This is a genomic window from Amycolatopsis cihanbeyliensis (assembly GCF_006715045.1).
Lineage (GTDB): Bacteria > Actinomycetota > Actinomycetes > Mycobacteriales > Pseudonocardiaceae > Amycolatopsis > Amycolatopsis cihanbeyliensis.
Genome location: NZ_VFML01000001.1, coordinates 527,505 through 550,823, shown reverse-complemented (window position 1 = coordinate 550,823; position 23,319 = coordinate 527,505). Strand labels below are relative to the sequence as shown.

The 23,319-nt window shown below is 70.7% G+C and carries 20 protein-coding genes; 10 read left to right on the top strand and 10 right to left on the bottom strand.

The annotated features are described in order from the left end of the window. Positions 1-69: 69 nt before the first annotated feature. From FB471_RS02220 to FB471_RS02205, 4 genes are all read right to left on the bottom strand, one after another. Positions 70-987 (bottom strand): 3-methyladenine DNA glycosylase, encoded by a 918-nt coding sequence (locus FB471_RS02220; RefSeq protein WP_141995689.1) that lies wholly within the window; start codon positions 985-987, stop codon positions 70-72. Continuing rightward, positions 984-2,039 carry a hemolysin family protein gene (locus FB471_RS02215; protein ID WP_141995688.1) on the bottom strand — a complete coding sequence of 352 codons (1,056 nt, stop codon included), beginning with the start codon at positions 2,037-2,039 and terminating at the stop codon, positions 984-986. The genes FB471_RS02220 and FB471_RS02215 overlap by 4 nt, the downstream gene beginning before the upstream one ends. Next, entirely contained in the window at positions 2,036-3,346 is a 1,311-nt protein-coding gene (locus tag FB471_RS02210) for a hemolysin family protein (protein ID WP_170220670.1), read from the bottom strand. Before FB471_RS02210 ends, FB471_RS02215 begins: the two co-directional genes overlap by 4 nt. 202 nt (positions 3,347-3,548) lie before the next feature. Further along, positions 3,549-4,115: a TIGR03086 family metal-binding protein gene (locus tag FB471_RS02205; protein WP_141995686.1), complete on the bottom strand. Its 567-nt coding sequence runs from the start codon at positions 4,113-4,115 to the stop codon at positions 3,549-3,551. 152 nt (positions 4,116-4,267) lie between these two features. Here FB471_RS02205 and FB471_RS02200 point away from each other — a divergent pair, with 152 nt between their 5' ends. Next, entirely contained in the window at positions 4,268-4,711 is a 444-nt protein-coding gene (locus FB471_RS02200) for a VOC family protein (RefSeq protein WP_141995685.1), read from the top strand. Here the strand turns inward: FB471_RS02200 and FB471_RS02195 are convergent. Next, entirely contained in the window at positions 4,708-5,298 is a 591-nt protein-coding gene (locus tag FB471_RS02195) for a TetR/AcrR family transcriptional regulator (protein ID WP_141995684.1), read from the bottom strand. The two genes, FB471_RS02200 and FB471_RS02195, sit on opposite strands and share 4 nt — an antisense overlap. 57 nt (positions 5,299-5,355) lie before the next feature. After that, positions 5,356-6,546 (bottom strand): Glu/Leu/Phe/Val dehydrogenase dimerization domain-containing protein, encoded by a 1,191-nt coding sequence (locus tag FB471_RS02190; protein ID WP_141995683.1) that lies wholly within the window; start codon positions 6,544-6,546, stop codon positions 5,356-5,358. Positions 6,547-6,783: 237 nt separating this feature from the next. Between FB471_RS02190 and FB471_RS02185 the strand changes: the two genes are divergently transcribed. The 7 genes from FB471_RS02185 to FB471_RS02155 all read left to right on the top strand — a co-directional run bounded on the left by FB471_RS02185 (position 6,784) and on the right by FB471_RS02155 (position 14,519). Then, positions 6,784-7,707, top strand: a complete 924-nt coding sequence (locus FB471_RS02185; protein ID WP_141995682.1) for a LysR family transcriptional regulator — start codon at positions 6,784-6,786, stop codon at positions 7,705-7,707. A gap of 114 nt (positions 7,708-7,821) precedes the next feature. After that, entirely contained in the window at positions 7,822-9,099 is a 1,278-nt protein-coding gene (gene egtA / locus FB471_RS02180) for an ergothioneine biosynthesis glutamate--cysteine ligase EgtA (RefSeq protein ID WP_141995681.1), read from the top strand. A gap of 4 nt (positions 9,100-9,103) precedes the next feature. Beyond that, positions 9,104-10,441, top strand: a complete 1,338-nt coding sequence (gene egtB / locus FB471_RS02175) for an ergothioneine biosynthesis protein EgtB (RefSeq protein WP_141995680.1) — start codon at positions 9,104-9,106, stop codon at positions 10,439-10,441. After that, on the top strand, positions 10,441-11,202 hold the full coding sequence (gene egtC / locus FB471_RS02170; protein ID WP_141995679.1) for an ergothioneine biosynthesis protein EgtC: 762 nt from the start codon (positions 10,441-10,443) through the stop codon (positions 11,200-11,202). The genes egtB and egtC overlap by 1 nt, the downstream gene beginning before the upstream one ends. Beyond that, entirely contained in the window at positions 11,199-12,167 is a 969-nt protein-coding gene (gene egtD, locus FB471_RS02165; protein ID WP_141995678.1) for an L-histidine N(alpha)-methyltransferase, read from the top strand. The genes egtC and egtD overlap by 4 nt, the downstream gene beginning before the upstream one ends. 50 nt (positions 12,168-12,217) lie before the next feature. Beyond that, the gene (locus tag FB471_RS02160; protein ID WP_142001494.1) at positions 12,218-12,652 is read left to right on the top strand and encodes a nitroreductase family deazaflavin-dependent oxidoreductase; all 435 of its coding nucleotides are present in this window, start codon (positions 12,218-12,220) and stop codon (positions 12,650-12,652) included. Between the two features lie 238 nt (positions 12,653-12,890). Continuing rightward, the gene (locus FB471_RS02155; RefSeq protein ID WP_425457021.1) at positions 12,891-14,519 is read left to right on the top strand and encodes an alpha/beta hydrolase; all 1,629 of its coding nucleotides are present in this window, start codon (positions 12,891-12,893) and stop codon (positions 14,517-14,519) included. A gap of 66 nt (positions 14,520-14,585) precedes the next feature. On the opposite strand, the gene FB471_RS02150 is transcribed toward FB471_RS02155, so the two are convergent. Further along, positions 14,586-15,218 (bottom strand): TetR/AcrR family transcriptional regulator, encoded by a 633-nt coding sequence (locus FB471_RS02150; RefSeq protein ID WP_141995677.1) that lies wholly within the window; start codon positions 15,216-15,218, stop codon positions 14,586-14,588. Between the two features lie 186 nt (positions 15,219-15,404). Here FB471_RS02150 and FB471_RS02145 point away from each other — a divergent pair, with 186 nt between their 5' ends. Further along, a complete protein-coding gene (locus tag FB471_RS02145; protein WP_141995676.1) occupies positions 15,405-16,799 on the top strand; it encodes an MFS transporter in 1,395 nt (464 codons plus the stop codon). After that, on the top strand, positions 16,796-18,055 hold the full coding sequence (locus tag FB471_RS02140; RefSeq protein WP_141995675.1) for an FAD-dependent monooxygenase: 1,260 nt from the start codon (positions 16,796-16,798) through the stop codon (positions 18,053-18,055). The genes FB471_RS02145 and FB471_RS02140 overlap by 4 nt, the downstream gene beginning before the upstream one ends. Positions 18,056-18,130: 75 nt before the next feature. On the opposite strand, the gene FB471_RS02135 is transcribed toward FB471_RS02140, so the two are convergent. The 3 genes from FB471_RS02135 to FB471_RS02125 form a co-directional block, all read right to left on the bottom strand. Further along, positions 18,131-20,956, bottom strand: coding sequence for an aconitate hydratase (locus FB471_RS02135; protein WP_141995674.1), 2,826 nt, complete (start codon positions 20,954-20,956; stop codon positions 18,131-18,133). Between the two features lie 264 nt (positions 20,957-21,220). Next, a complete protein-coding gene (locus tag FB471_RS02130) occupies positions 21,221-22,684 on the bottom strand; it encodes a flagellar basal body protein FliL (protein WP_246076206.1) in 1,464 nt (487 codons plus the stop codon). After that, complete coding sequence (locus FB471_RS02125; RefSeq protein WP_211357925.1) at positions 22,681-23,214, bottom strand: hypothetical protein; 534 nt, start codon at positions 23,212-23,214, stop codon at positions 22,681-22,683. Before FB471_RS02125 ends, FB471_RS02130 begins: the two co-directional genes overlap by 4 nt. Between the last annotated feature and the right edge of the window lie 105 nt (positions 23,215-23,319).

The following is a 23,319-nucleotide window of genomic DNA, read 5'->3' as shown; positions in this document are numbered from 1 at the left end:
CTAACAGGTTAAGGTTGCGGAGAAAATCTAGCGATACCGCGTAGGCAATCGGCCGCGATCGGTAGGCAATCAGTCGCCATCACTTTTGTGATCGTGTTTATTCCCCACCAGCAATTCGTGGCAGTGTGCGATCAGCCGTTCGCGCAGGGGAGTGACTTGCCGGGCGAACTCGGCCTGTGCCCTGGCGTATTCGGCCCTGCCTTCCGCGGTCTCGATGCGCACCGCCTCATATCCGAGGTCGGAAAGGTCGTACGGGCTGGCCCGCATGTCCAGGATCCGGATCTCCGCCGCGAGTTCGAAACAGTCGCCGAGCAGTTCGGCCGGGACGAAAGGGCCCAGCTTGTATGCCCATTTGAAGAGGTCCATGTTGGCGTGCAGGCAACCGGGTTGTTCCAGGTCGATCTGAGTCGCCCTGGTCGGTTGCAGCGCGTTGCGCGGCCGTGCGGGCGTGCTGAAGAAGCGGAACGCGTCGTAGTGCCCGCAGCGGATGTCCAGTGACTCCACCACCTCGTCGGTACCAGCCGATCCGAGTCGAAGGGGTAACTGGGCGTGACGGACCTGATCGGCCGGCTGGCGGTACACCATCGCCCACTCGTGTAGCCCGAAGCAGCTGAGCCGCGGGGCGCGGGCGGCGGTGGCCTCCAGCAGGGAACAGACGAACCGGGCGGTGCTCGCCGTGCGCTCGGTGAGCGCCGAGCGGTCCAGCGCGACCCCGCCGGACACTTCCCGGTAACCGGGCCGGTCCAGGAACCGCCGGGCGTCCGGGCCGGTGAGCAGCACTCCCGGACCGGGCTGCCAGCGTTCCAGGTGGCTCGGCCGGTGCGAGTAGTAGGTGAACAGGAAGTCCAGCACCGGGTGCTTGATGCCACCGGCCCGGCGCCGCTGGTGCGGGACGGTCCAGCGGCGCATCCGGTCGCGATGTGCCCGCTCCCGCGCCTGCCACTCGGCTTGCTCGAGCACGGTGGCCGGCACGGTCGCCGAACTCATGGCGCCCCCGTGACGTGCGTGCCGTCCCGTACGGTGCCCACGTACTCCTCGACCAGGTCCTCCAGCGCGACGGCGCCGATCGCCCTGCCGTCGGTGTCCACCGCACGGGCGAGGTGGCTGCCGTCGGCACGCATCGCGGACAGTGCCTCGTCCAGCCGCAGGTGTGCGGGCAGCTCGGTGAGCCGCCGGGTCTTGGCCGCGGGCACGACGGTCCCCGGGTGGTCGCCTGCCTGGTCCAGCACGTCCTTCACGTGTACGTACCCGGTCAGCTCTCCCGCTTCGGTGCGCACCGGGAAGCGGGAGAAGCCGGTGGAGGACACCGCGCGCTCCACGTCACCCACCGTCGGCCTGCTCGGCAGGGTCTTGAGCTCGTCGACCGGGACCAGGATGTCGGCCACGGTCTTCTGCACCGAGGAAAGGGTCTGGCTCAACCTGCGGTGTTCGGACTGGTCCAGCAGCCCCTCCCGGCGCGACTCCCGGAGCAGGTCGGCCAGTTCGGCGGAGGTGTAGGCGGTCTCGAGTTCGTCCTTCGGTTGCACCTTGACCACCCGCAACAGCAGGTTGGCGACGAAGTTCAGCAGCCAGATGAACGGGTTGGCCAGCTTCACCCAGGCGACGTGCGCAGGCACCAGCCACAGCGCGAGCCGCTCCGGCTCGGCGATGGCGAGGTTCTTCGGCACCATCTCGCCGATCAGCACGTGCAGCAGGGTCATCACGGTCAGCGCGAAGGCGAAGGCGATCGGGTGCAGCACGTACCCCGGCAGCGGCAGTCCCACGGCGGTGAACGCCGCCTCCAGCTGGTGCGCCACCGCGGGCTCGCCGACCTGCAACAGCAGCAGGGAGCAGATCGTGATGCCCAGCTGGGCGCCGGCCAGCATCAGGGAGACGTTCCTGCTCGCGTTGATCACGATCCGGGCCCGCGTCTTGCCCTGCTCGAGCAGGGCTTCCAGCCGGTCCCGCCGGGAGGAGATGAGGGAGAACTCCGCGCCGACGAAGAAGGCGTTGGCGAGCAGTAGTACGGCGATCATCGCGATGGCGAGCCAGTCGTTCAACGGGCCACCTCGTCCAGCCGCAGCTCGGCGATGCGGTGCCGGTCCATCCGGGTGACGGTGAACCGCCAGCCGTCCACCTCCAGCTGGTCCCCGGCCTCGGGGATGCGGCCCAACCTCTCGAGCAGGAGCCCGGCCACCGTCTCGTAGTCCCCCTCGGGCATCCGGAAGCCGGAGATGTCGAACACCTCGTCCGCACGTAGTTGCCCGGAGACCATCCAGCTGTCCGTCCCGAGGCGCCGCGAGGTGGGGGCCTCCAGCGCGTCGTGCTCGTCGCGCACGTCGCCGATGATCTCCTCGACCACGTCCTCGAGGGTGACCATTCCCGCGGTGCCGCCGTACTCGTCGACCACCAGCGCCAGCTGGAACCGCGAGTCGCGCAGCCGGTCCAGCAGCGAGTCGCCGGGCAGTGACTCCGGGACGGTCGGCAGCGGCCGCATCACCGAACCGATCGGCACGGTGTCCCGTTCCGCGCGCGGCACGGTGAACGCCTGCTTGATGTGCACGGCGCCCTGCACGTCGTCCAGGTCCTCGGCGTAGACGGGGAACCGGGAGAATCCGGTGCGCCGGGACAGCTCCACCAGGTCGTTGATGGTGTCGTCCACGGTGAGCGACTCCACCTGGACCCGCGGCGTCATCAGCTCCTCGGCCGTGCGCTCACCGAAGCGCAGTGAGCGGCCGAGCAACTCCGCGGTGGAGGTGTCCAGCGTGCCGCTCTCCGCGCTGCTGCGCACGATCGAGCCGAGCTCCTGCGGGGAGCGGGCCGAACGCAGCTCCTCCTGCGGCTGGATGCCCAGCTTGCGCACCACCCAGTTCGCGCTGTTGTTCATCAGGTTGATCAACCAGCCGAACAGCGCGGAGAACCGGGAGTGGTAACCGGCCACGGCGCGGGCCGTCTGCAGCGGCCGGGCGATCGCCAGGTTCTTCGGCATCATCTCGCCGACCACCATGGACAGCGAGGTGGCCAGGAACAGGGCGAGCACAAGGGACACACCGCGGGTCATGCCCGCCGGAAGGCCGAGCCCGTCCAGCGCGGGCCGGATGAGCTCGCCGATCATCGGTTCGGCCACGTACCCGGTGACCAACGTGGTCAGGGTGATCGCGACCTGCGCACCGGAGAGCTGGAAGGACAGCGTGCGGTGCGCCTTGAGCACGGCCTTGGACCGGCGGTCACCGACCTGTCGGACGTCGGTCTCCACCGTGCTGCGCTCGAGCGCGGTGAGCGAGAACTCGGCCGCGACCGCGAGGCCGGTGCCGACGGTGAGCAGGAGGACGAACAGAACGCCGGCGACGGCGAGCACGATGTCCATCAGCGGACACCGCCGGCGTCGGCGGGGGCAACGGGAGAGCCGGGCAGGTCACCCGGCCAAGTACTGTCACCAGGTGACGGCGCGTCGCGCACGGAAGGTGCCACTCCTCGAGAAAGATCCGGCTATAGCGATTCCCCTAGTTTAGCGAATGCAACCGCCGACCGTGTGCGGTACGGGTCGGGTCGCCCCGTACACCCCTGAATCACCGCGGGTCGCGGCCGAGCAGCGCGACGAGTTCGGTCGCCGCGTCGGCGTCCGGGGACACCGGGACGGGCGGCGCGAAGATGCCGAGCCCCTGCCACTCGTCCACCCATGGCCGGAACCGTTCCAGGAGGGTGGTGGCCAGCGGCTCGCCGATCGGGTGCGGCACGCCGATCCCGGTGGCCAGGTCCCAGCCGTGTACCGCGAGGTCGACCGTCATCTCCCAGCCGTACCGGGTCGCCTCGGCCTCGCCGCCGGAGACATGCACCGTGCGGTCCAGCGCCCCGGGCGCGGTCCACGCCTCCCGTGCCGCGGCCGAGGCACGTTCCCACGCGTCGATCGGGGCGGCGCCGAGCACGTCGCCTTCGAACCGGTCACCGATCTCCGCCAGGGTCGCGCCGGCGAGCAGGTGTGGCGTCCACAGTTGCTCGCTCACCAGGTGGGTGAGCAGGTCCCGCACGTCCCACTCGGTGCAGGGCGTCGGCTCGTGCCACTGGCCGGGCCCGATCCGGTGCACCACCCGGTCGAACCCGCGCATCGCCTCGCCGTGTGCGTCGAGAAGCTCCATTCCTCCACTGCATCACGGTCCCGGCCCACCCGCACCTTCGTGCTCAAGGCTGTCGATCCGGCGGCCAACCACAGCACCTGTTACGTCTCCACGGACGAGGTGGACGCGCTCTACCAGGCGTTCACCGAGGGGCTCCGCGCCACGTCGGCAAGGTGCCCGCCCGCGGCATCCCGCGGATCAATCCGGTGAAGGACCTGCGCTCGGGCGTGCGCCAGTTCATCGTGATCGACCCCGGCGGCAACTACGTCCGGATCGGGCAGCGGATCGGCGAGCTGACCAACGGGCTCGCCACCGGTGGGCGGCGCGGCCTCGCGCACGTGCTGGAGACCGCCGTGATCCTCGCCGACTCGCACGACGATCCGCTCGCCGCGACGCGGGTGCTGACCCGAGTGCTGGACCGCGCGGCCACGGACGGCCCGGAACCGGCCGAGTTGCGTTTCCGTGGCCGGGTCATGCGTGCCGACCTCGCGGTCCGGCTCGGCGAGGACGAGCTGGCACGGCAGCTACTGGCCGGGCTCGCCGGGACCGAGCCGGATGGCGTCCCGGACGAGCTGCGCCGGACCGGCGAGCTGCGTGAGCAGCTCGGGATGAGCTAACGGGGCTCGTCCCTGGCGCGGTGCCTGCGCACGGTCTCCTCCACCAGATCGAGCACCGGCTCGAGGTCGTCCGCGGGCAGGCCCATCGCCACGTGCGAGACCAGGCCTTCCAGCGCCAGCTCGAGGAAGGCGGTGAGCACCTCGATATCGATGTCGTCGCGCAGGTTGCCGGCCTCCCGCTGGCGGGCGAGCCGGTTGCGGGTGGCCACCGTGAGCCGCTCGGAGCGCTCGGCCCACCGCGCCCGGAACTCCGGGTCGGTGCGCAGCCGCCGGGAGACCTCGAGCCGGGTGCCCAGCCAGTCGGCCGGATGCGCGCTGCCGTTGGCCAGCAGGTCCCGCATCACCTGCACCAGACCCTGGGCGGCCACCACATCGGCCATCCGCGCGGCGTCGTCCTCGGCGAGCGCGAGGAACAACGACTCCTTGTCCCGGAAGTGGTGGAAGATCGCGCCACGGGAGAGCCCGGTCGCCTCCTCCAGCCGCCGCACGGTCGCGCCCTCGTAGCCGTGCCGCGCGAAACAGGCCCGCGCCCCGTCGAGAATCTGGCGGCGGCGTGCGGCAAGATGGTCCTGGCTGACCCGTGGCATCCCCCGATCCTGTCATCTGGGACAGGATCAGTGCAATCCGTACGTACGTACTGTGATTCAGGGGATGGTGACGACCTGCTGGTCCACGGGCCGGTCCTGCAACAGGCCCCGGTTGGCCGCGGCCAGCTCCCACGCCGTCTGCCGCAGTGGCGTCGCCTCGGTGTTCCACTGGCCGAGCAGCAGGGCCACCTTCGCCTGCATCTCCGAGCGCAGCCGCTGGAAGGAGTCGGCAGGGTTCGCGCCGACCTCACCCAGCAGCAGCCACCACGCCCAGGCGGCCGCGCCGGCGTTGGCCACGAAGTCCGGGATCACCGGGATGCCGCGCGCGCCGAGCATGGCCTCGGCCTCCGGCGTCGTCGCGGAGTTGGCGGCCTCGACCACCACCCTCGCCGCGACGTCCACGGTGTTGTCCGGGGTGATCGCGTAGGACACCGCCGCCGGAACGAGGATGTCGGCCTCGATACCGAGCACGGCGTTGCGGGGCAGGCGCCGCACCTCGGCCGGCACGCGCTCCCGGTCGATCTCGCCGAAGGCGTCCCGCAGTTCCAGCAGTGCGGGGATGTCCAGCCCGTCCGGGTGGTACAGGGTGCCCGCCGCGTCCGCGACGGCGACCACCCGCATCCCGGCCTCGTGCAGGTACCAGGCCGCGCCGCCGCCCATCGTGCCGATGCCCTGCACGGCGACGGTGGTGGCCGCGGTCTCCCAGCCCCAGGTGCCCGCGGCGCCGAGGCAGGCCTGCGCCACGCCGTAGCCGCCGACCACGTCGCCCAGCAGCAGCCCACCGGGCACCGGGGCGTTGAGTCCGGCCTGCACCCGGCGCAGGGTCCGCTCCGGAGCGCTCGAACGGCTGATCGCCGCGTGGTAGGACTGCTGCAGCCCCAGCCTGGCGAACACCTCGTCGATCAGGTGCTGTGGCACGCCGAGGTCCTCGGCGGTCACCCAGTGGTCGTCCAGCCACGGGCGCATGGCCGCGCAGAAGCGTTCCAGCACGCCCACCGCGCGCGGGTCCTTGGGGTCGAAGTCGATGCCGCCCTTGGCGCCGCCGACCGGAAGGTTGAACGCGGCCGTTTTGGCCGCCATGCCGCGGGCGAGGTCCTCCACCTCGGACAGGGTGCAGCCCGGCCGCATCCGGGTGCCGCCGGTGGCCAGCCCGGAGACGAGTGTGTGCACGACGAGGTAACCACGGGTACCGGTCACCGGGTCGGTCCAGGTCAACCTGAGCAGGGGTTCGGTCTTCTCGGTGTTCACTCAACCCACCTCCAAGCCATTCGTGTCGATTGCGGGCGTTCAGCCTGCCGGCCTGGTCGGTTCGCGACCGCGGGCACACGACAACTCACCGAAAGCGGTTGCGTTCGGCGTTGTCGACGCTGGTGAGCTGCGGTGTCCGCTGGTGGCTGCCCGTGGCGGGCCGGTACCACCACAGTGCGGTAGCCACGGCCGCGCGTCCAGTTAAGGATCATGCACGTTTGCCTTTACGCTTCCTGCATGGAGCTTTCGTTGCACCGCTTGCGGATGCTCCGCGAGCTGCACCGGAGGGGCACCGTCACCGCGGCCGCGGCGGCGTTGCACTACACCGCATCGGCCGTGTCCCAACAACTCGCGCAGCTGGAGCGGGATGTCGGCGCCAAGCTCTTCGAGCGGCTCGGCCGCCGGGTGCAGCTGACCGAACTGGGGATGCTGCTGACCGAGCACGCCGAGGACATCCTCGGCTCGGTGGAGCGGGCCACGCTGGCACTGGAGGAGGCACAGGACACCGCCTCGGTGCGGCTCACCGCGGGCGTGTGGGCCTCGGTTGCCTCCGGCCTGCTGCCCACCGCGCTCACCACCCTGGCGGCCGACCATCCCGGGATCGAGGTGCGCACCAGGGAACTGGCCCCGGAGGACACCGCGGGTGCGGTCCGGGACGGCGCGCTGGACTTCTCCTTCGTGATCGACTACTCGGACATGCCGATGCCCTGGGAGCCGGGCCTGGAGCGGGCGGTGATCGCGGTGGAGCGGCTGCACGCCGCCGTGCCGACCGGTGCGATCCCGGCCGGCTCGGTCTCCCTGCTGGAGCTGGCCGAGCACCCGTGGATCCTCGCCGGGCCGAGGAGCCATTTCGGTCGGGCGGTGCTGATCGCCTGCCAGCGCAGCGGGTTCGAGCCGAAGATCAACCACGAGGTCGGTGAGCAGGCCACCGCGATGGCCATGGTCGGGGCAGGGCTTGGCATCACGCTGGTCTCCGACCTGGGCCTGACCCTGCGCCCTCCCGGGGTGGACGTGGTGGCGCTGACCAGCCCGGTGATGCGCACGGTGTCCATCGCCTACCGCACCACGGCCTCCCGCAGGCCCTCGCTGCAGTTCGTCATCGACGCGGTACGCACGGCCGCGGCCGAGCTCGGCCTCGGCGTGCGCTCACCACTGCCGTGACCCCGCACTGCTCCGACCCGTGCGGGCTCGCGAAACCTGCGTCCTGTCGTACCCCCCGTGTAACGTCGGCGAGCGAGTGTTCCGATGGACCGGACTGGACGGCAGGCGGATGTCATGACGGCTGTTCACGATCACTTCCCGCACATCAACCGAACATCCCAGCGCGACGCGGCGGCGGAGCAGACCTCCGCGCGGGTGGTCTCCGATCGCGCGGAAGGCGAGGCCTATGTCGCCTCGGTGTGTTTCAAACACGGGCCCCCGCGGCTGATCGGCGTCGAACTCGAGTACACCGTGCACCACATCGACGAGCCCAGCCGTCCGCTCGATCCCACTCATCTCGCCGAGGCACTCGGCCCGCACGCCCCCCGCACACTGAGCCCGGACAGTCCGGCGCAACCGTTGCCGGGCGGGTCACCCCTCACCCTCGAACCCGGCGCCCAGGTGGAGATCTCCGCGCCCCCGCGGCGATCGCTCACCGAGCTGTCCGCGGCGGTCTCCGCCGATCTGCGCCATCTCACCGATCTGCTCACCCGCGCCGGGCTACGCCTCGGCGAGCACGGGATCGATCCGCATCGTGGGCCGTCCAGGGTGCTCACCACCGAGCGGTACGCCGCGATGGAACGCCGGTTCGCGCCGATGGGGACCGGCGGTATCACCATGATGTGCAGCACGGCGGGCCTGCAGATCTGCCTGGACGCGGGGGAGCGGGAACACATCGCGCAACGCTGGGCCGCGGCGCACGCGCTGGGCCCCGTGCTGCTGGCGCTGTTCGCCAACTCCCGCAGGCACGCCGGGGCCGACACCGGGCACGCCTCGGCGCGCTGGCTGGCCGTGATGGGCACCGAGCGGGCTCGCACCCGGCCCGCCATCGCCTCACCCGATCCGGCGCGGGACTGGGCGCGCCGGATGATGGACACCCCGCTGATGGTGCTGCGCCGCCCGGAAGGGCCGTGGGACGCCCCGGCGGGCCTGACCTTCGCCGACTGGGTCGCCGGACGCGGCGCCGCGGGCGTGCTGGACCCACCGACCACGGCCGACCTGGACTACCACCTGACCACGATGTTCACCCCGGTCCGCCCGCGTGGCTACGTGGAGGCCCGCTATCTCGACGCGCAGCCACCGGACCGCTGGCTGGATCCGGTGGCGCTACTGGTCGCGCTGCTGGATCGACCCGCAACGGCGCATCGCGCGCTGACGGTGTGTGCGCCGGTGGCCGACCGGTGGGAGCAGGCGGCCAGGTACGGCCTCGCCGTGCCGGAGATCGCCGCGGCGGCCGGCCAGGTCGTGGAGCTCGGCTGCGCCGAACTCGCGCGCACCGGACTGCCCGAAGCCACCCTCGCCGAGATCACCGACAGCGTGCGGCTGCGTCTGCGGCACGCGGGGAAGGAGTGACCCGATGTCCGTCCGGCATACCGAATCGCCGAACCCCCTGCACCAACTCGGCGCCGAGCGGCTGCGTGAGCACACCGCGCGGGCACTGACCAGGGCGAGGGAGCGCAGCAGGACGCTCACCGACGCCGTGGACGACGAGGATCTGGTGCGCCAGCACTCGAGGCTGATGTCCCCGCTGGTGTGGGACCTCGCGCATATCGGCAGCCAGGAGGAGATCTGGCTGGTCCGGGACGTGGGTGGCAGGGAGCCGCTGCGCCCGGACATCGACGACCTCTACGACGCCTTCCAGCATCCCAGGGCCGACCGGCCCACGTTGCCGCTGCTGGGGCCGGCCGAGGCGCGTGCCTATGTCGGCGAGGTGCGGGACAAGGCCTTCGACGTGCTGGGCACCGCGCGGCTGACCGGGAGCAGGCTCACCGAGACCGCCTTCGCGTTCGGCATGATCACCCAGCACGAGCAGCAGCACGACGAGACCATGCTGGCCACGCACCAACTGCGCAGGGGTGAGCCGGTGCTGCGCGCGGGGCCGACCCCACCGCGGCGCGCGGGGCCACTGCCTGCGGAGGTGCGGGTTCCCGCGGGCACCTTCCTGATGGGTACCTCGGTCGAACCCTGGGCGCTGGACAACGAGCGCCCGGCGCACGAGGTGCACGTGGATGCCTTCGCCATCGACACCCTGCCGGTCACCTGCGGCGACTATCTCGAGTTCGTCGAGTCCGGTGGCTACGCCCAGAGCCGGTGGTGGAGCGCGGCGGGCTGGGAGTACGTGCGCGCGCACGAGATCGTGGCGCCACGGTTCTGGCGCCGCGAGGGGGAACGGTGGTGGCGCAGGCGGTTCGGCGTGGACGAACCGGTGCCACCGGAGGAACCGGTGGTGCACGTCTCCTTCCACGAGGCGCAGGCCTACGCGAGCTGGGCCGGCAAGCGGCTGCCGACCGAGCCGGAGTGGGAGAAGGCCGCGCGGTTCGACCCGGTGAGCGGGCGCTCGCGCCGTTTCCCGTGGGGTGACGAGGAACCGCGGGCCGACCAGGCGAATCTCGGGCAGCGGCACCTGCGGCCCGCGCCTGTGGGCGCCTATCCGGACGGCGCCTCGGCGCTCGGGGTACACCAGCTCATCGGCGACGTCTGGGAATGGACCGGATCGGACTTCCGCGGATACCCCGGCTTCACCGCGTTCCCGTACCGGGAGTACTCGGAGGTGTTCTTCGGGCCGGATCACAAGGTGCTGCGCGGCGGTTCGTTCGGTACCGACATCGCGGCCGTACGGGGCACCTTCCGGAACTGGGACTACCCGATCCGCAGGCAGATCTTCGCCGGTTTCCGGTGCGCGAGGAGCATCTAGTGTGCCGCCATCTCGCCTACCTCGGTCCGCCCTGCGCGCCCACGGAGCTGGTGTTCGACGCGCCGCACTCGCTGCTGCGGCAGTCCTACGCGCCGGCCGACATGCGGGCGGGCGGCACGGTGAACGCGGACGGTTTCGGCCTCGGCTGGTACCCGGGCTCCGGTGAGCCCGTGCGCTACCGTCGCCCCGGTCCACTGTGGACCGACGGGGGGCTGCGGCCGATCGCGGGCTCGGTGCGCACGACCGCCTTCCTCGCGGCGGTGCGGTCCGGAACGCCCGGGATGCCGGTGACCGAGGCCGCCTGCGCCCCGTTCGCGCGGGAGCGCTGGTTGTTCAGCCACAACGGCGTGGTGCGTGGCTGGCCCGACTCGGTCGCCGGGCTCGCCGAGAAGCTCCCGGTCACCGAGTTGTTGCGGTTGCCGGCACCCACCGACTCGGCGTCGCTGTGGGCGCTGGTGCGGCAGCGGCTGGCGGCCGGCGGCGACCCGCTGACCGCGGTCACCGACGTGGTGCGGGAGGTGGAGCGGGCGGCGCCGGGATCCCGGCTGAACCTGCTGCTCACCGACGGCCGGGTGGCGGTGGCGACGGCCTGGACACACGCGCTGTCGGTACGGAGCACGCCGGAGGCGACCGTGCTCGCCTCCGAACCCTGTGACCCCGAGCCGGGCTGGATCCCCGTTCCGGACGGCCACGCGGTGCTGGCCAGGGCCGGTTCCGTGGAGTTTCACCCCATCAGCACAGATCGGAGTGACCTGTCATGAAGGACGTGGATCTCGAGGTCCACCACCGGGTCGAGGACACCGGCGCGCTGCGCACCGATGTCCGGGAAGGGCTCACCGCACCGGCCAAGTGGCTGCCCTCGAAGTGGTTCTACGACGCGCGCGGCAGCGAGCTCTTCGACCGGATCACCGACCTGCCGGAGTACTACCCGACCAGGGCCGAACGGGAGATCCTCGGCCGGGCGGCCGGGTGGATCGCGAGCACCACCGGAGCCAGGGCGCTGGTGGAACTCGGGTCCGGGTCGAGTGAGAAGACCAGGCCGCTGCTGGACGCGCTGACGGGGCACGGCACGCTGGAGACCTTCGTCCCGATGGACGTGTCGGAGTCCGCGCTGGCCGAGGCCGCGGCCGCGATCACCGAGGACTACCCTGGCCTCGCCGTACGGGGCGTGGTCGGCGACTTCACCCAGCATCTGGGCCTGCTGCCGGGGCAGCCGCCCCGGCTGGTCGTCTTCCTCGGCGGCACCATCGGCAACTTCGTGCCCGCGGAGCGGGCGAAGTTCCTCCGATCGGTGCGGGACGTGCTCGCCGAGGGGGAGTGGCTGCTGCTCGGCACCGATCTGGTGAAGGATCCCGATACCCTGGTACGGGCCTACGACGACGCGGCAGGGGTCACCGCGGAGTTCAACCGGAACGTGTTGCGCGTGATCAACGAGCGGCTCGGCGCGGACTTCGACCCTGACCGGTTCCGGCATGTGGCCCGCTGGGACGGCGAGCGGGAATGGATCGAGATGCGGCTGCGCGCCACCACCGACATGCTGGTCCACATTCCCGGCGCCGACCTCGAGGTGCGGTTCGCCGAGGGGGAGGAAATGCGTACCGAGATCTCGGCGAAGTTCCGCCGGGAGGGGGTGGCGGGCGAGCTGGCCGAGGCGGGTTTCGCCGTCGAGCGGTGGTGGACCGACACCGGCGGCCGGTTCGGCGTCTCGCTCGCCCGCGCGACGTGAGGAACCCACTCACCACAGTGGCCAGAACGCTGGGCACCCGGCCGTGGCTGATGCGGCACGCGGACCTGATCGTCCGGCTGGACCACCGGCTGCACACCCTGTCCGGCGGCCGGTTCGGCCTGGTGGCGCTGGCCGGGCTGCCCTCGGTCCGGCTGACCACCACCGGCAGGCGGAGCGGGCTGGCGAGGACGGCGAACCTGCTCTGCCTGCCGCGCGGCGAGGAGCTGGTGCTGATCGGTTCCAACTGGGGACGCCGGCACGATCCCGCGTGGACACACAACCTGCGGGCGCGGCCGGCCGCGACGGTGCGGCGGGGACGGCGGGTGCTGCCCGCTCGTGCCCGGGAGGTGGACGGCGCCGAATACAATCGGCTGTGGGCGGAGTTGCAGGAATTCTGGCCCGGTTACGAGATGGAAAGGAAGGCGGCGGAACGGCGGCTGCCGATATTCGTACTGACCGTGCCAGGCGGCTGCCTTCCGCAATGAGGGTCGTGCACAGCCGGAGGTGCGGCTTCCGTCCGCTCCTCACCTCGTATCCAGGCCTCACGAGCCGCCCTCCGCAGGCTCCGGGCGGCCCCATCGCCTGGATTGTGCACAACCCTCGGGGTGTCAATAGGCCTGAACCATCCTTTCGGTTAATGTGTTCGATCTCCCTGTTGTGCGATTCTTACCCCTGAACGGATCGGTCGAAGAACGGTGTCGCACGATTGTGGGAGGGGAACGGGTGTTGACGACGAGGCGAGCTCGGGCGCGCGGGGGCCTGGTGGCCGGGACACTCGCGGTGGCGGTCGCGCTCACCGCGAGCCCGGCGGCCGCGACCGGGGAGGGCTCCGCACCCGGTGAACCGGCGGCCGGCGTGCCACAGGTCCAGTGGGGAGAGTGCGCCGAACCGGCGTTGGAGACGGTGCCGGAGGAGCAACGGGACCAGTTCAGTTGCGCGACCTACCGGGTACCGCTGGACCACGACAACGCCGCGGCCGGCACCGTGGACCTCGCGCTGATGCGGCGGGCGGCGGGAAATCCGGACGCCAGGATCGGTTCCCTGTTCCTCAACCCCGGCGGTCCCGGTGGCAGTGGCCGGACCCTGCCGGTGCTGGCGGACCAGCTGTTCGAACCGCCGGTGCTGGAGCGATTCGACCTCATCGGCTTCGACCCGCGTGGGGTGGGTAAGAGTTCCTCGGTGCGGTGCTTCACCACCGAGGAGGACGCCTACGAGGTTCTCGGCGAGCAGGTTCCGGTCCCGCTGGAACGGCAGCGGATATCCGACGTACTGCGGGCCTACCAGGAATACGGTGAGTTCTGCGCGGCGAACACCGGCGCGTTGCTGAACCATCTGTCTACAAAGGACGTAGCACGCGATCTGGATCTGCTGCGCGCCGCGGTGGGCGACGAGCGGCTCAACTACGTCGGTTTCTCCTACGGAACCCTGATCGGGGCCACCTACGCGAACATGTTCCCGGGCAAGGCGCGGGCGATGGTGCTGGACGGTAACGTCGACCCCGCGCTACGCACCGGCGACAGCGCCCGGTACGAGCGGGAACGGGCGAAGGGTTTCGAGGTCGCGCTGGATGCCTTCCTCACCGAGTGCGGGCAGGTGCGTGAGCGGTGCGCGTTCAGCGAGGGCAGGCCGAGGAAGAAGTTCGACGAGCTACGCGAGCGGCTGCGCCGGGAGCCGATCGAGTTGCCGGACGGGGACACGGTGGACATCAACGCGTTCACCGGTGGCGTGGCGGGGGCACTGTACGCGCCGCAGGCTTTCCCCGGCCTGGCACAGGATCTGCAGCAGCTGTACGAGGTGCTGCACCCGCCGCAGGCCACCGAGCCGGAGGAGCAGGCACCGGCACGGGACGACCTGTCCACCCTGCTCGACCCGGCCGAGGACAGCCGGTTCGACGTGCGCCCGGACAGCCCCTACACCTCACAGGACGCCTACCTCGGCGTGAACTGCTCGGACAAGCGATTCCAGCACGCCCAGCAGGAGGTTCCCGCGATGGCCGGTGAGTGGGAGCGTGAGATGCCGACCTTCGGCCGGATCCAGGCGTTCTCCGACGCGGCGGGCTGCGCGACGTGGCCGGTGCGGGAGCCGGACGCCTACCGCGGCCCGTGGAACCGCTCCACCGAGCATCCCGTGCTGGTGATCGGCAACTACTACGACCCGGCGACCCAGTACGCGTTCGCCGAGCGGATGGCCGACCAACTCGGGTTCGCCCGCCTGCTGTCGGTGGACGCTTTCGGGCACTGCATCCTCGGCAACTCGGCCAGGCTGGACACCGCCACCGCCGAGTACCTGATCGACCTGAAGGTGCCCGCACCCGGCCAGGTCTACGAGCCGGACACCCACCCCTTCGGCTAGGCGTGGTGCCCAGCGCACCGTCCGCTGGCAACGCCGGTAACGGCTCGGCCGGGCCCGCCGCCGGCATCATCCGGTCCGGTATGCCCGGAGAAACGCCCGCACTCCCTCGACGATGAGTGGCCGGACGCGGGTGTCCTCGGCGGCGTTCGCGGAACCGAGCCTGCTGATGGTGACCCCGAAGGTCAGTGCGATGAAGTGGTCGGCGGCGAGCCGCGCGTCGGGGACGTCGAGCAGCCCGGCACCGGCGAGGGCGACGAAGCGTTCACCGATGGCCTCCTCGGGTGCGTTGGTCAGTGCGTGCTCGTCCGGGTGCGGCAGGTGACCGGATCCGGTCCGGACCAGCCGTTGCAGCGTGGCGTACTCCGCCGAGTCGAGCATGTCGGTCGCGATCCGCATCGAGAACGTGACCAGCGCGGGCTCCAGTTCGGCCGCGTCGGTGACGCCGTTGAGCGTGTCGTCGAGGGTGCGCCGGATCGTGGTGAGCAAGGACTGGCCCACGGCGTCGAAGACTGCCTGCAACAGGGTCCGCTTGTCGCCGAAGTAGTCGTAGACCGTCCGCTTGGACACCCCGGCGCGGGCGGCGACCGCGTCGACGCTCGACCGGTCGAAACCGTCGGTCAGGAACAACTCCCGGGCCGCCGAGAGGATGGCGGCCCGCTTCTGTGCGGACCCTGCACGCAGCGTCTTTGCGGTCGGCATCGGCAGATCGTAGCAGCATCTACACTGCACCGTGTAGTGTAGGTCTGGTGCCGACGCGAGCGGTCAGATGATCACCCCTGGCGGCGCGCGGCCGGCGGCCGAACCCTGACGTCGCGCCACGAGCGCGCGGCGCACCCTCGGGCAAGGTCCACGCTCTGCTCGCGACCAACGATGAAAAGGACGTCTATGTCCGAAACTCTTGTTTCCCCGGTCCGCATCGGGAGGCAGGCGGTCGGTGCCCTTGGCTTCCTGGCACTCGCCCTCGGCACCCTGCAGTCAGTGGTGGAGCCTTCGCTCCCGCTGCTGCAACGGGAGCTGGGGATCGGTCCTGCCGAAGGCGCGTTGATCACCATCACCTTGCTCATCACCGGTGCGGTCGTCGCACCCATCGCGGGCAAACTCGGCGACCGCTACGGCGGAAGGCGAGTCCTGGTCGTGCTGATGACAGCGGTCTCGGCCGGTGGCCTGCTCTCCAGCCTGGCGCCGAACCTGCCGGTGCTGTTGCTCGGTCAGGTACTTCAGGGCGCGATGGTGGGTGCGCTGCCCCTGTCCTTCATCCTGGTGCGCAGACACCTCCCGCCAGGACAGACGCAGGTGGCCGTCGGGGTCGTCAGCGGATTGTTCACGGGCGGCGCCCTGGTCGGAACGCTGATCGCCGGGCCCGTGGCGGAAGGACTGTCCCGGCATTGGATGTTCGCGCTACCGACGATCGCGATCATCGCGACAACGGCGCTCGTGTCCCGGTTGATGCCGCATGACCCGCCGATCCAGTCGGACGCCAGGATCGACTGGGCTGGCGTGATTCTCCTGAGCTGCACGTTGCTCGCGCTCATGCTCGGGATCAGGACGGTGACCAGCGTCGACCTGCCGCCACTCGCGATCGGTGCCATCGCACTGGCCGTGGCCGCCCTCGCGACCGGATGGGTCGCCGTCGAGCGCAGGGCGGCTTCGCCCATGGTCGATCTGCGCATGCTGGCGGCACCGGCCATGTGGAGCTCGTGCGTGCTCACCGTTCTCCTGACGGCCAGCTCCGGGATGGTGCTCTTTCTCCTCCCACAGCTGCTCGCGGTGTCGGCCGAGGGGTACGGCTTCGGCGCCAGCACGACCGACATCGGGCTGTTCCTGCTGCCCGGGACCATCGCCGGGGTGGTGAGTGGAACCGTCGGCGGGATCGCGGCGCGGCGTTTCGGTCCGCGTGCCGTGGTCATCGTGGGTGCCGTCGTCGCGGCCGCCACCCTGATCGGCCTGGCGTCGCTGCACGACGCGGTCTGGCAGCTCGTCGTCGCGAAGGTGCTGACCGCGTTTGTCGCCGGCATCTGCACCACGGCGCTGCTTGCCAGCACCGCCACCGCCGTCGACTCCAAGGACACCGGCATCGCCACCAGCCTGCTCGTGGTGACTCGCGTGGTCGGCGTCGCCCTGGGCGCCCAGTGCGCCGGGGCGATCCTCGCCGCGGGGACGGACCCGGTGTCCGGCCGACCGACCGAATCGGTCTTCGTCACCGGTTTCGCCATCGCCGGTGTCGTCGCCGCACTGTCGCTGCTCGTTGTTCGCGTCATGAAGAAGGGAACCCAGGCATGACAACCACCGGTCCGTCGATGGACGTGAGTGCTGTGTCGAAACGCACGATCCTGATCTCCGGGGCCAGCATCGCCGGACCCGCGCTGGCGTACTGGCTGCACCGGTACGGATTCGCGGTCACGGTGGTGGAGAAAGCAGGTGCGCCGCGCGGCGGTGGTTACCCGATCGACGTGCGCGGGACCGCGATAGAAGTGGTCCGGCGGATGGGGATACTGCCCCGACTGCGGCATGCGCACATCGACTCACGGCGGTTCACCTTCCTCGACGCCGATGGCGGCGAGGTGGCCTCGATCCACCCCCGCGCCGTGGCCGGGAGCATCGAGGGACAGGATCTTGAAGTGGGTCGCGGGGATCTGACGGCGGCCCTCTACACGACGGTCCGCGACGACGTGGAGTTCCTGTTCGACGACTCCATCGACACCCTCGACCAGTCCGAGCGCGGGGTCGACGTCGCCTTCCGCAGCGGCAACCGGCGTACGTTCGACCTGGTGGTCGGCGCGGACGGTATGCACTCTCGCACCAGGGAGATCCTCTTCGGCCCCGAAGAGCAGTTCCACCGCTACCTCGGCTACCGCTTCGCCGTGTTCACCATGCCCAACACCTTCCGGCTCTCCCGCGAGCTCGTGATGTGGAACACCCCGGGCAAGGCCGCGGCCCTCTACGCCACCGGAGGGGAGGACGACGACCTGCACGCCTTTCTGAACTTTCACCAACCAGAACCGCCGTTCGACGCTCTCCGGAACCCTGACGCACAGCGAGATCTGGTCGCCACGATCTTCGCCGACGCCGGCTGGGAGGTCCCTGGCATCGTCAACGCCATGCGCGAGGCCGACGACCTGTTCTACGACACGGCCGGCCAGATCCGCATGCCCAGCTGGTCGAGCGGCCGGGTCGCGCTCGTCGGCGACGCCGCGTACGCACCCTCGTTCCTCACCGGGCAGGGCACCAGCCTCGCGCTCGTCGGCGCGTACATGCTCGCCGACGCCCTGGCCACGAACCGGGACCACACCGGGGCCTTCGCCGCCTACGAACGCAAGACCCGGGAGTTCGTGGCCATGAACCAGGCGCTGGTCGACAACGGCGAGGCCGCACTCTTCCCCACCACGGCGCGCGCCCTGGAGCAACGCAACACCAAGCTACGCGACCTCGTCGCCATGCCCCCCACGACGACACGATCGGCCCACTCGGCACTGACACTGCCGGAACTCGCCCCGATGTCACGACCGCAGCCGGACCATCGGCCGGGGCCGACCTGATCCGGTGGCGGCCGCACCGGCGGGAGTGCCCCGGTCCCCGAGAGCGGGATGGGGACCGGGGCACTCCCGCGGCGGTCAGGAGCTGGTCATCTTGCGCAGGACGTACTGCAGGATGCCGCCGTTGCGGTAGTAGTCGGCCTCGCCGGGGGTGTCGATGCGCACCACGGCGTCGAACTCGACGGCCGAGCCGTCCTCCCTGGTCGCGGTGACCTGGACCGTCCGCGGGGTCTCGCCGGAGTCGAGCGCGGTGAGCCCGGTGATGTCGAAGGTCTCGGTGCCGTCGAGGCGCAGCGACTTCGCCGACTCGCCGTCCGGGAATTGCAGCGGGACCACGCCCATGCCGATCAGGTTGGAGCGGTGGATGCGCTCGAAGGACTCGGCGATCACCGCGCGCACCCCGAGCAGCCGGGTGCCCTTGGCCGCCCAGTCCCGGGAGGAACCGGAGCCGTACTCCTTGCCGCCGAGCACCACCAGCGGGGTGCCCTGGGCGGCGTAGTTCTGCGCGGCGTCGTAGATGAACGACTGCGGGCCGCCCTCCCGGGTGAAGTCGCGGGTGTAACCGCCCTGCACCCCGCCCTCGACGATGGCGTCCAGTAGCTGGTTGCGCAGCCGGATGTTGGCGAAGGTGCCGCGGATCATCACCTCGTGGTTGCCGCGCCGGGAACCGTAGGAGTTGAAGTCCTTGCGCTCGATGCCGTGCTCGGTCAGGTACTGCCCTGCGGGGGAGTCCGCCTTGATCGCACCGGCGGGGGAGATGTGGTCGGTGGTGACCGAGTCACCCAGCTTGGCCAGCACCCTGGCACCCGCGACATCGGTCACCGGGTCCGGCTCGGCGCCCATGCCCTCGAAGTACGGGGGCTTGCGGACGTAGGTGGACCGCGGGTCCCACTCGAAGGTCTTGCCCTCCGGGGTGGGCAGCGACTTCCAGCGCTCGCCGCCGTCGAACACGTCCGCGTAGTCCTTGGTGAACATCTCCTGCGTGATCGCCGAGTCGATGGTCTCCTGGATCTCCTGCGGCGTCGGCCAGAGGTCGGCGAGGAACACCTCGTTGCCCTGCTCGTCCCGGCCGAGTGGCTGCTCGGCGAAGTCGAAGTCCATGGTGCCCGCCAGCGCGTAGGCGATCACCAGCGGCGGCGAGGCCAGGTAGTTCATCTTCACGTCCGGGTTGATCCGGCCCTCGAAGTTGCGGTTACCGGACAGCACGGACACCACGGTCAGGTCGTTCTCCTGCACCGCGGCCGAGACCTCCTCGGGCAGCGGGCCGGAGTTGCCGATGCAGGTGGTGCAGCCGTAGCCCACCAGGTGGTAGCCCAGCTTCTCCAGGTACGGCCACAGCCCGGCCTTCTCGTAGTAGTCGGTGACCACCTGCGAGCCCGGCGCCATCGAGGTCTTCACCCACGGCTTGACCGAGAGGCCCCTGTTCACCGCGTTGCGCGCCAGCAGCGCCGCGCCCAGCATCACCGACGGGTTGGAGGTGTTCGTGCAGGAGGTGATCGAGGCGATCACCACGGCCCCGTGGTCCAGCACGAACTCGCCGCGCTCGGTCGAGGTCACCGTGACCGGTTTGGACGGGCGCCCGGAGGCGCCGTTGGCGGCCGAGGCCACCGGTACCGCGTCCTCGTCGGCAAAGGAGAGCGTGGCCGGGTCGCTGGCGGGGAAGGACTCCTCGACGGCTTCGTCCACATTGGTGTGCGGCGTCGGGTACTGCTCCTCGACGTAGTCGTGCACCGACTTGCGGAAGGAGGACTTCGCGTCGGTCAGCTCGATCCGGTCCTGCGGCCGCTTCGGCCCGGCGATCGAGGGCACCACAGTGGACAGGTCGAGTTCGATGTACTCGGAGTACTCCGGCTCGTGCGCCGGGTCGTGCCACAGACCCTGCTCCCTGGCGTAGGTCTCCACCAGCGCCACCTGCTCGGCCGAGCGGCCGGTCAGCTTGAGGTAGCGGATGGTCTCCTCGTCGATCGGGAAGATCGCCGCGGTGGAGCCGAACTCCGGGCTCATGTTGCCGATGGTCGCGCGGTTGGCCAGTGGCACCGCACCGACACCGTCGCCGTAGAACTCGACGAACTTGCCGACCACGCCGTGCCGCCGCAGCATCTCGGTGATGGTGAGCACCACGTCGGTGGCGGTGGCTCCCGGCGGGATCTCCCCGGTCAGCTTGAAGCCGACCACCCGCGGGATGAGCATGGACACCGGCTGGCCGAGCATCGCGGCCTCCGCCTCGATGCCGCCGACGCCCCAGCCGAGCACGCCGAGGCCGTTGACCATGGTGGTGTGCGAGTCGGTGCCGACACAGGAGTCGGGGTAGGCCTGACCGCCGCGCGCCATCACGGTGCGCGCGAGGTGCTCGATGTTGACCTGGTGCACGATGCCGGTGCCGGGCGGGACGACCTTGAACTCGTCGAAGGCGCCCTGGCCCCAGCGCAGGAACTGGTAGCGCTCCCGGTTGCGCTCGTACTCGATCTCCACGTTGCGCTCGAAGGCGTCGGCGCGGCCGAAGATGTCGATGATCACCGAGTGGTCGATCACCAGCTCCGCAGGGGCGAGCGGGTTGACCTTGTCCGGGTCGCCGCCGAGGTCGGCCACCGCCTCGCGCATGGTGGCCAGGTCGACCACGCACGGCACGCCGGTGAAGTCCTGCATGATCACCCGAGCGGGGGTGAACTGGATCTCCGTCGCGGGGTCGGCGCCCGGATCCCAGCCGCCGAGGGCACGGATGTGGTCGGCGGTGATGTTGGCGCCGTCCTCGGTCCGCAACAGGTTCTCGAGCAGGACCTTCAGGCTGTAGGGAAGGCGCTGCGCGCCCTCGACCTTGTTCAGCCGGAAGATCTCGTAGGAGGCCTCGCCGACCTTCAGCGTGTCTCGTGCGCCGAAGCTGTCCTTGCTGGCAGGTGCAGTCACGTCTAACTCCACTCGGGTTGGACGGACCTCGCGGGGCAGTGGCCCCACCAGGCGTCCGACGTCAGTTCGGTTGTGTTGCGGCGGTTGTTCGGGCAACCGGAGCCGAGTCTGGCGTACACCTCCGGTACCGGCGACCGGGGGCTCGCGCCGTGCGACACCTCAAACAGTACGCGTGTCCTTTTTTTACTTCAAGGGGGCCCACGCGGACGGGCCCGGCACCACGATGTGGTACCGGGCCCGTCCGGTGTCGTCCGGCGCTCGGGGTCACTCGGCCAGGCGGAGCAGTCCCTGGACGTCCTCCGGCCGCAGGCTGCGCAGCACGGTCATCCCCAGCTCGTTGACCGTGCGCAGCGGGCTGACGTAGTGCTTGCCGTCCACCTCGGTGGTCACCACGCCGATGCCCTGCTCGAACACGCCCATGCCGATGTTGCGCACCGCCTGCTGTGCCGCCCGCGGCAGGCTGGCGTCCGAGCGGCGTTCCAGCATCGACGCGAGCTGGTCGGCGCAGAGCCGATCCGACTCACCGTCGATGCTCAGCCGGTAGCAGTTCCCGTCCTTGACCAGCGAGAACGTGCTGCGCTTTCGCTCATTGGTCAGTTCCAGCGCGGTCACCGTCGCCCTGGTTCCCCCGTTGAGCTCGCTGGTCTCGGTCTCCAGGCGGCTCACCGTGACCCCGGTGGGCCCGGCGTCCGCGCCGATCGCGTTCAACAGGACGGGACCGACGTCGTGCAGCACGGCCATCTCGTCCGGCGGAAGCAGCTCGATCACCCGGCGGACGTCCCCGTCCACCGCGGCCTGCACGAGCTGCCGGACGGCCTCGCCCGGCGAGCCGGCGCCGACCGCGGGGACGGGCTGTTGCGGCCAGGCCTGGCGCTCGGTGAGCAGCGCGTAGTCGGCGATGGTGTACAGCAGGCTGGGGTACCACTCGCCGTCCACGTGCACGGTGGCGATCCGCACCGGCTCACCCTGCTGCCGGACCACCTCCGCGATGTCGATGGTCCGCGTCTGCGGCCCCTGGTCCAGCTCCCCGCGCTCGGAGGCGCTGAGGACGGCATCCATGAAGTCCTCGGCCAGCGGGATGTCCCGCAGGTTCGCGGTGACGGTCAGCGTCCCGCCGGTGAGCTTGGTGATCGCGACGTGGTCGTTGACCCGTTCCTCCCCGGCCTCGTCGAAGGCCAGGTTCTCGGCCCGCAGCCGCATGCCGCTGAGCGCCTCCGGGTCGGCGTCGGGCTTGACCGCTCCCAACCGCTTGAGCTCGCCCGTGGCGTCCTTGACCGGGTCGGTGAACAGCGCGGCCTCGGCGGGCGCCAGGCTGCCGAGCAGGCCGACCAGGTCGCCGTTACCCAGCGATCCGGCCAGGTTCCGCGCCGCCTCGGTGGGGGTGGCCGCGCCGGAGGCCACGGACTCGCTCTGGGAGAGCGCGAACCAGGTGGCGCCGCCGCCCAGTGCGACCACCAGCGCGGCGACCAGGCCGATGACCAGGCCTCGCCGGTTCTTCCGCGGGGGCGGCTGCTGCTGGTACTGGAGCTGTTGCGGGTGGGTGTAGTGCCGCTGGTAGTACGGCTGCTGGTGGCCCTGCGGGTACCCCTGCGGCGGGTAACCCGGTTGACCACCCTGCTGCGGGTAGCCCTGCGGCGGCGTCCCGTACTGGGGCTGGCCCGGTGGCATCCCGGGCGCGCCGGGATGCCCCTGGTGCGGCCACTGGCCGCCCTGGCCTGGATTCGTCACGGTTGGACACCTGTTCTTCCGGTCGTACTGTGCTGTTTGCCCTGTTCACGCAGCTGGCGCCGGTGCACGTGCGTGGCGCGGCACAGCGTGCCGAGCACGCCGAGCGCACCGAGCACGGCGGCCGCGGCCCCGGCGGCGCTGGTGCCGGGGCCCGCGATGAGAATGGCGACGCCCCCGGCCGCCGAGCCCCCTTCGCCGCCTTGGACGGCGCAGACCATGCCGATGGTTCCCACGACCGTGCCCAGGACAACCGTGCAGCTCGCCGCCGTCCGGAACAGTCCGAGCGCGTACAGCGCGACGCACCCGGCGCACAGCACTGGTACCGCGACCCAGGAGCGTAGCGCGATCTCCACGAGCGCGTTGTCGACAAGGTCGAGCCCGGCGACCAGCGCGGCGGCCTGATAGCTGTTGCGGCTCACACTGCCCGAGCCGAACCAGGGCAGGAAGCTGCCCACCACGACGCACACCATGCCCGCCGCCGCGCAGGCGGCAGGCAGGTACGCACGGGTCGGGCGTGGTGGTGTGCGCATGGCTGATGCTCCTCGATCACTCGCGGCGTCCCCGGCGAGGCGCGGGCGGGCACCCGGTCCGACGCGGCTCACCATGCCAAGGGTCCCCCGGAACGGGGAAATGTG

Bases quoted from the DNA above. Each gene is read 5' to 3' on its own strand.
- FB471_RS02210 (WP_170220670.1), bottom strand. From the start codon at position 3,346: ATGGACATCGTGCTCGCCGTCGCCGGCGTTCTGTTCGTCCTCCTGCTC.
- FB471_RS02160 (WP_142001494.1), top strand. From the start codon at position 12,218: ATGCGGCACGCGGACCTGATCGTCCGGCTGGACCACCGGCTGCACACC.
- FB471_RS02150 (WP_141995677.1), bottom strand. From the start codon at position 15,218: ATGCCGACCGCAAAGACGCTGCGTGCAGGGTCCGCACAGAAGCGGGCC.
- FB471_RS02220 (WP_141995689.1), bottom strand. From the start codon at position 987: ATGAGTTCGGCGACCGTGCCGGCCACCGTGCTCGAGCAAGCCGAGTGG.
- FB471_RS02140 (WP_141995675.1), top strand. From the start codon at position 16,796: ATGACAACCACCGGTCCGTCGATGGACGTGAGTGCTGTGTCGAAACGC.
- FB471_RS02125 (WP_211357925.1), bottom strand. From the start codon at position 23,214: ATGCGCACACCACCACGCCCGACCCGTGCGTACCTGCCTGCCGCCTGC.
- FB471_RS02195 (WP_141995684.1), bottom strand. From the start codon at position 5,298: ATGCCACGGGTCAGCCAGGACCATCTTGCCGCACGCCGCCGCCAGATT.
- egtD (WP_141995678.1), top strand. From the start codon at position 11,199: ATGAAGGACGTGGATCTCGAGGTCCACCACCGGGTCGAGGACACCGGC.
- FB471_RS02145 (WP_141995676.1), top strand. From the start codon at position 15,405: ATGTCCGAAACTCTTGTTTCCCCGGTCCGCATCGGGAGGCAGGCGGTC.
- FB471_RS02185 (WP_141995682.1), top strand. From the start codon at position 6,784: ATGGAGCTTTCGTTGCACCGCTTGCGGATGCTCCGCGAGCTGCACCGG.
- egtA (WP_141995681.1), top strand. From the start codon at position 7,822: ATGACGGCTGTTCACGATCACTTCCCGCACATCAACCGAACATCCCAG.
- egtB (WP_141995680.1), top strand. From the start codon at position 9,104: ATGTCCGTCCGGCATACCGAATCGCCGAACCCCCTGCACCAACTCGGC.
- FB471_RS02205 (WP_141995686.1), bottom strand. From the start codon at position 4,115: ATGGAGCTTCTCGACGCACACGGCGAGGCGATGCGCGGGTTCGACCGG.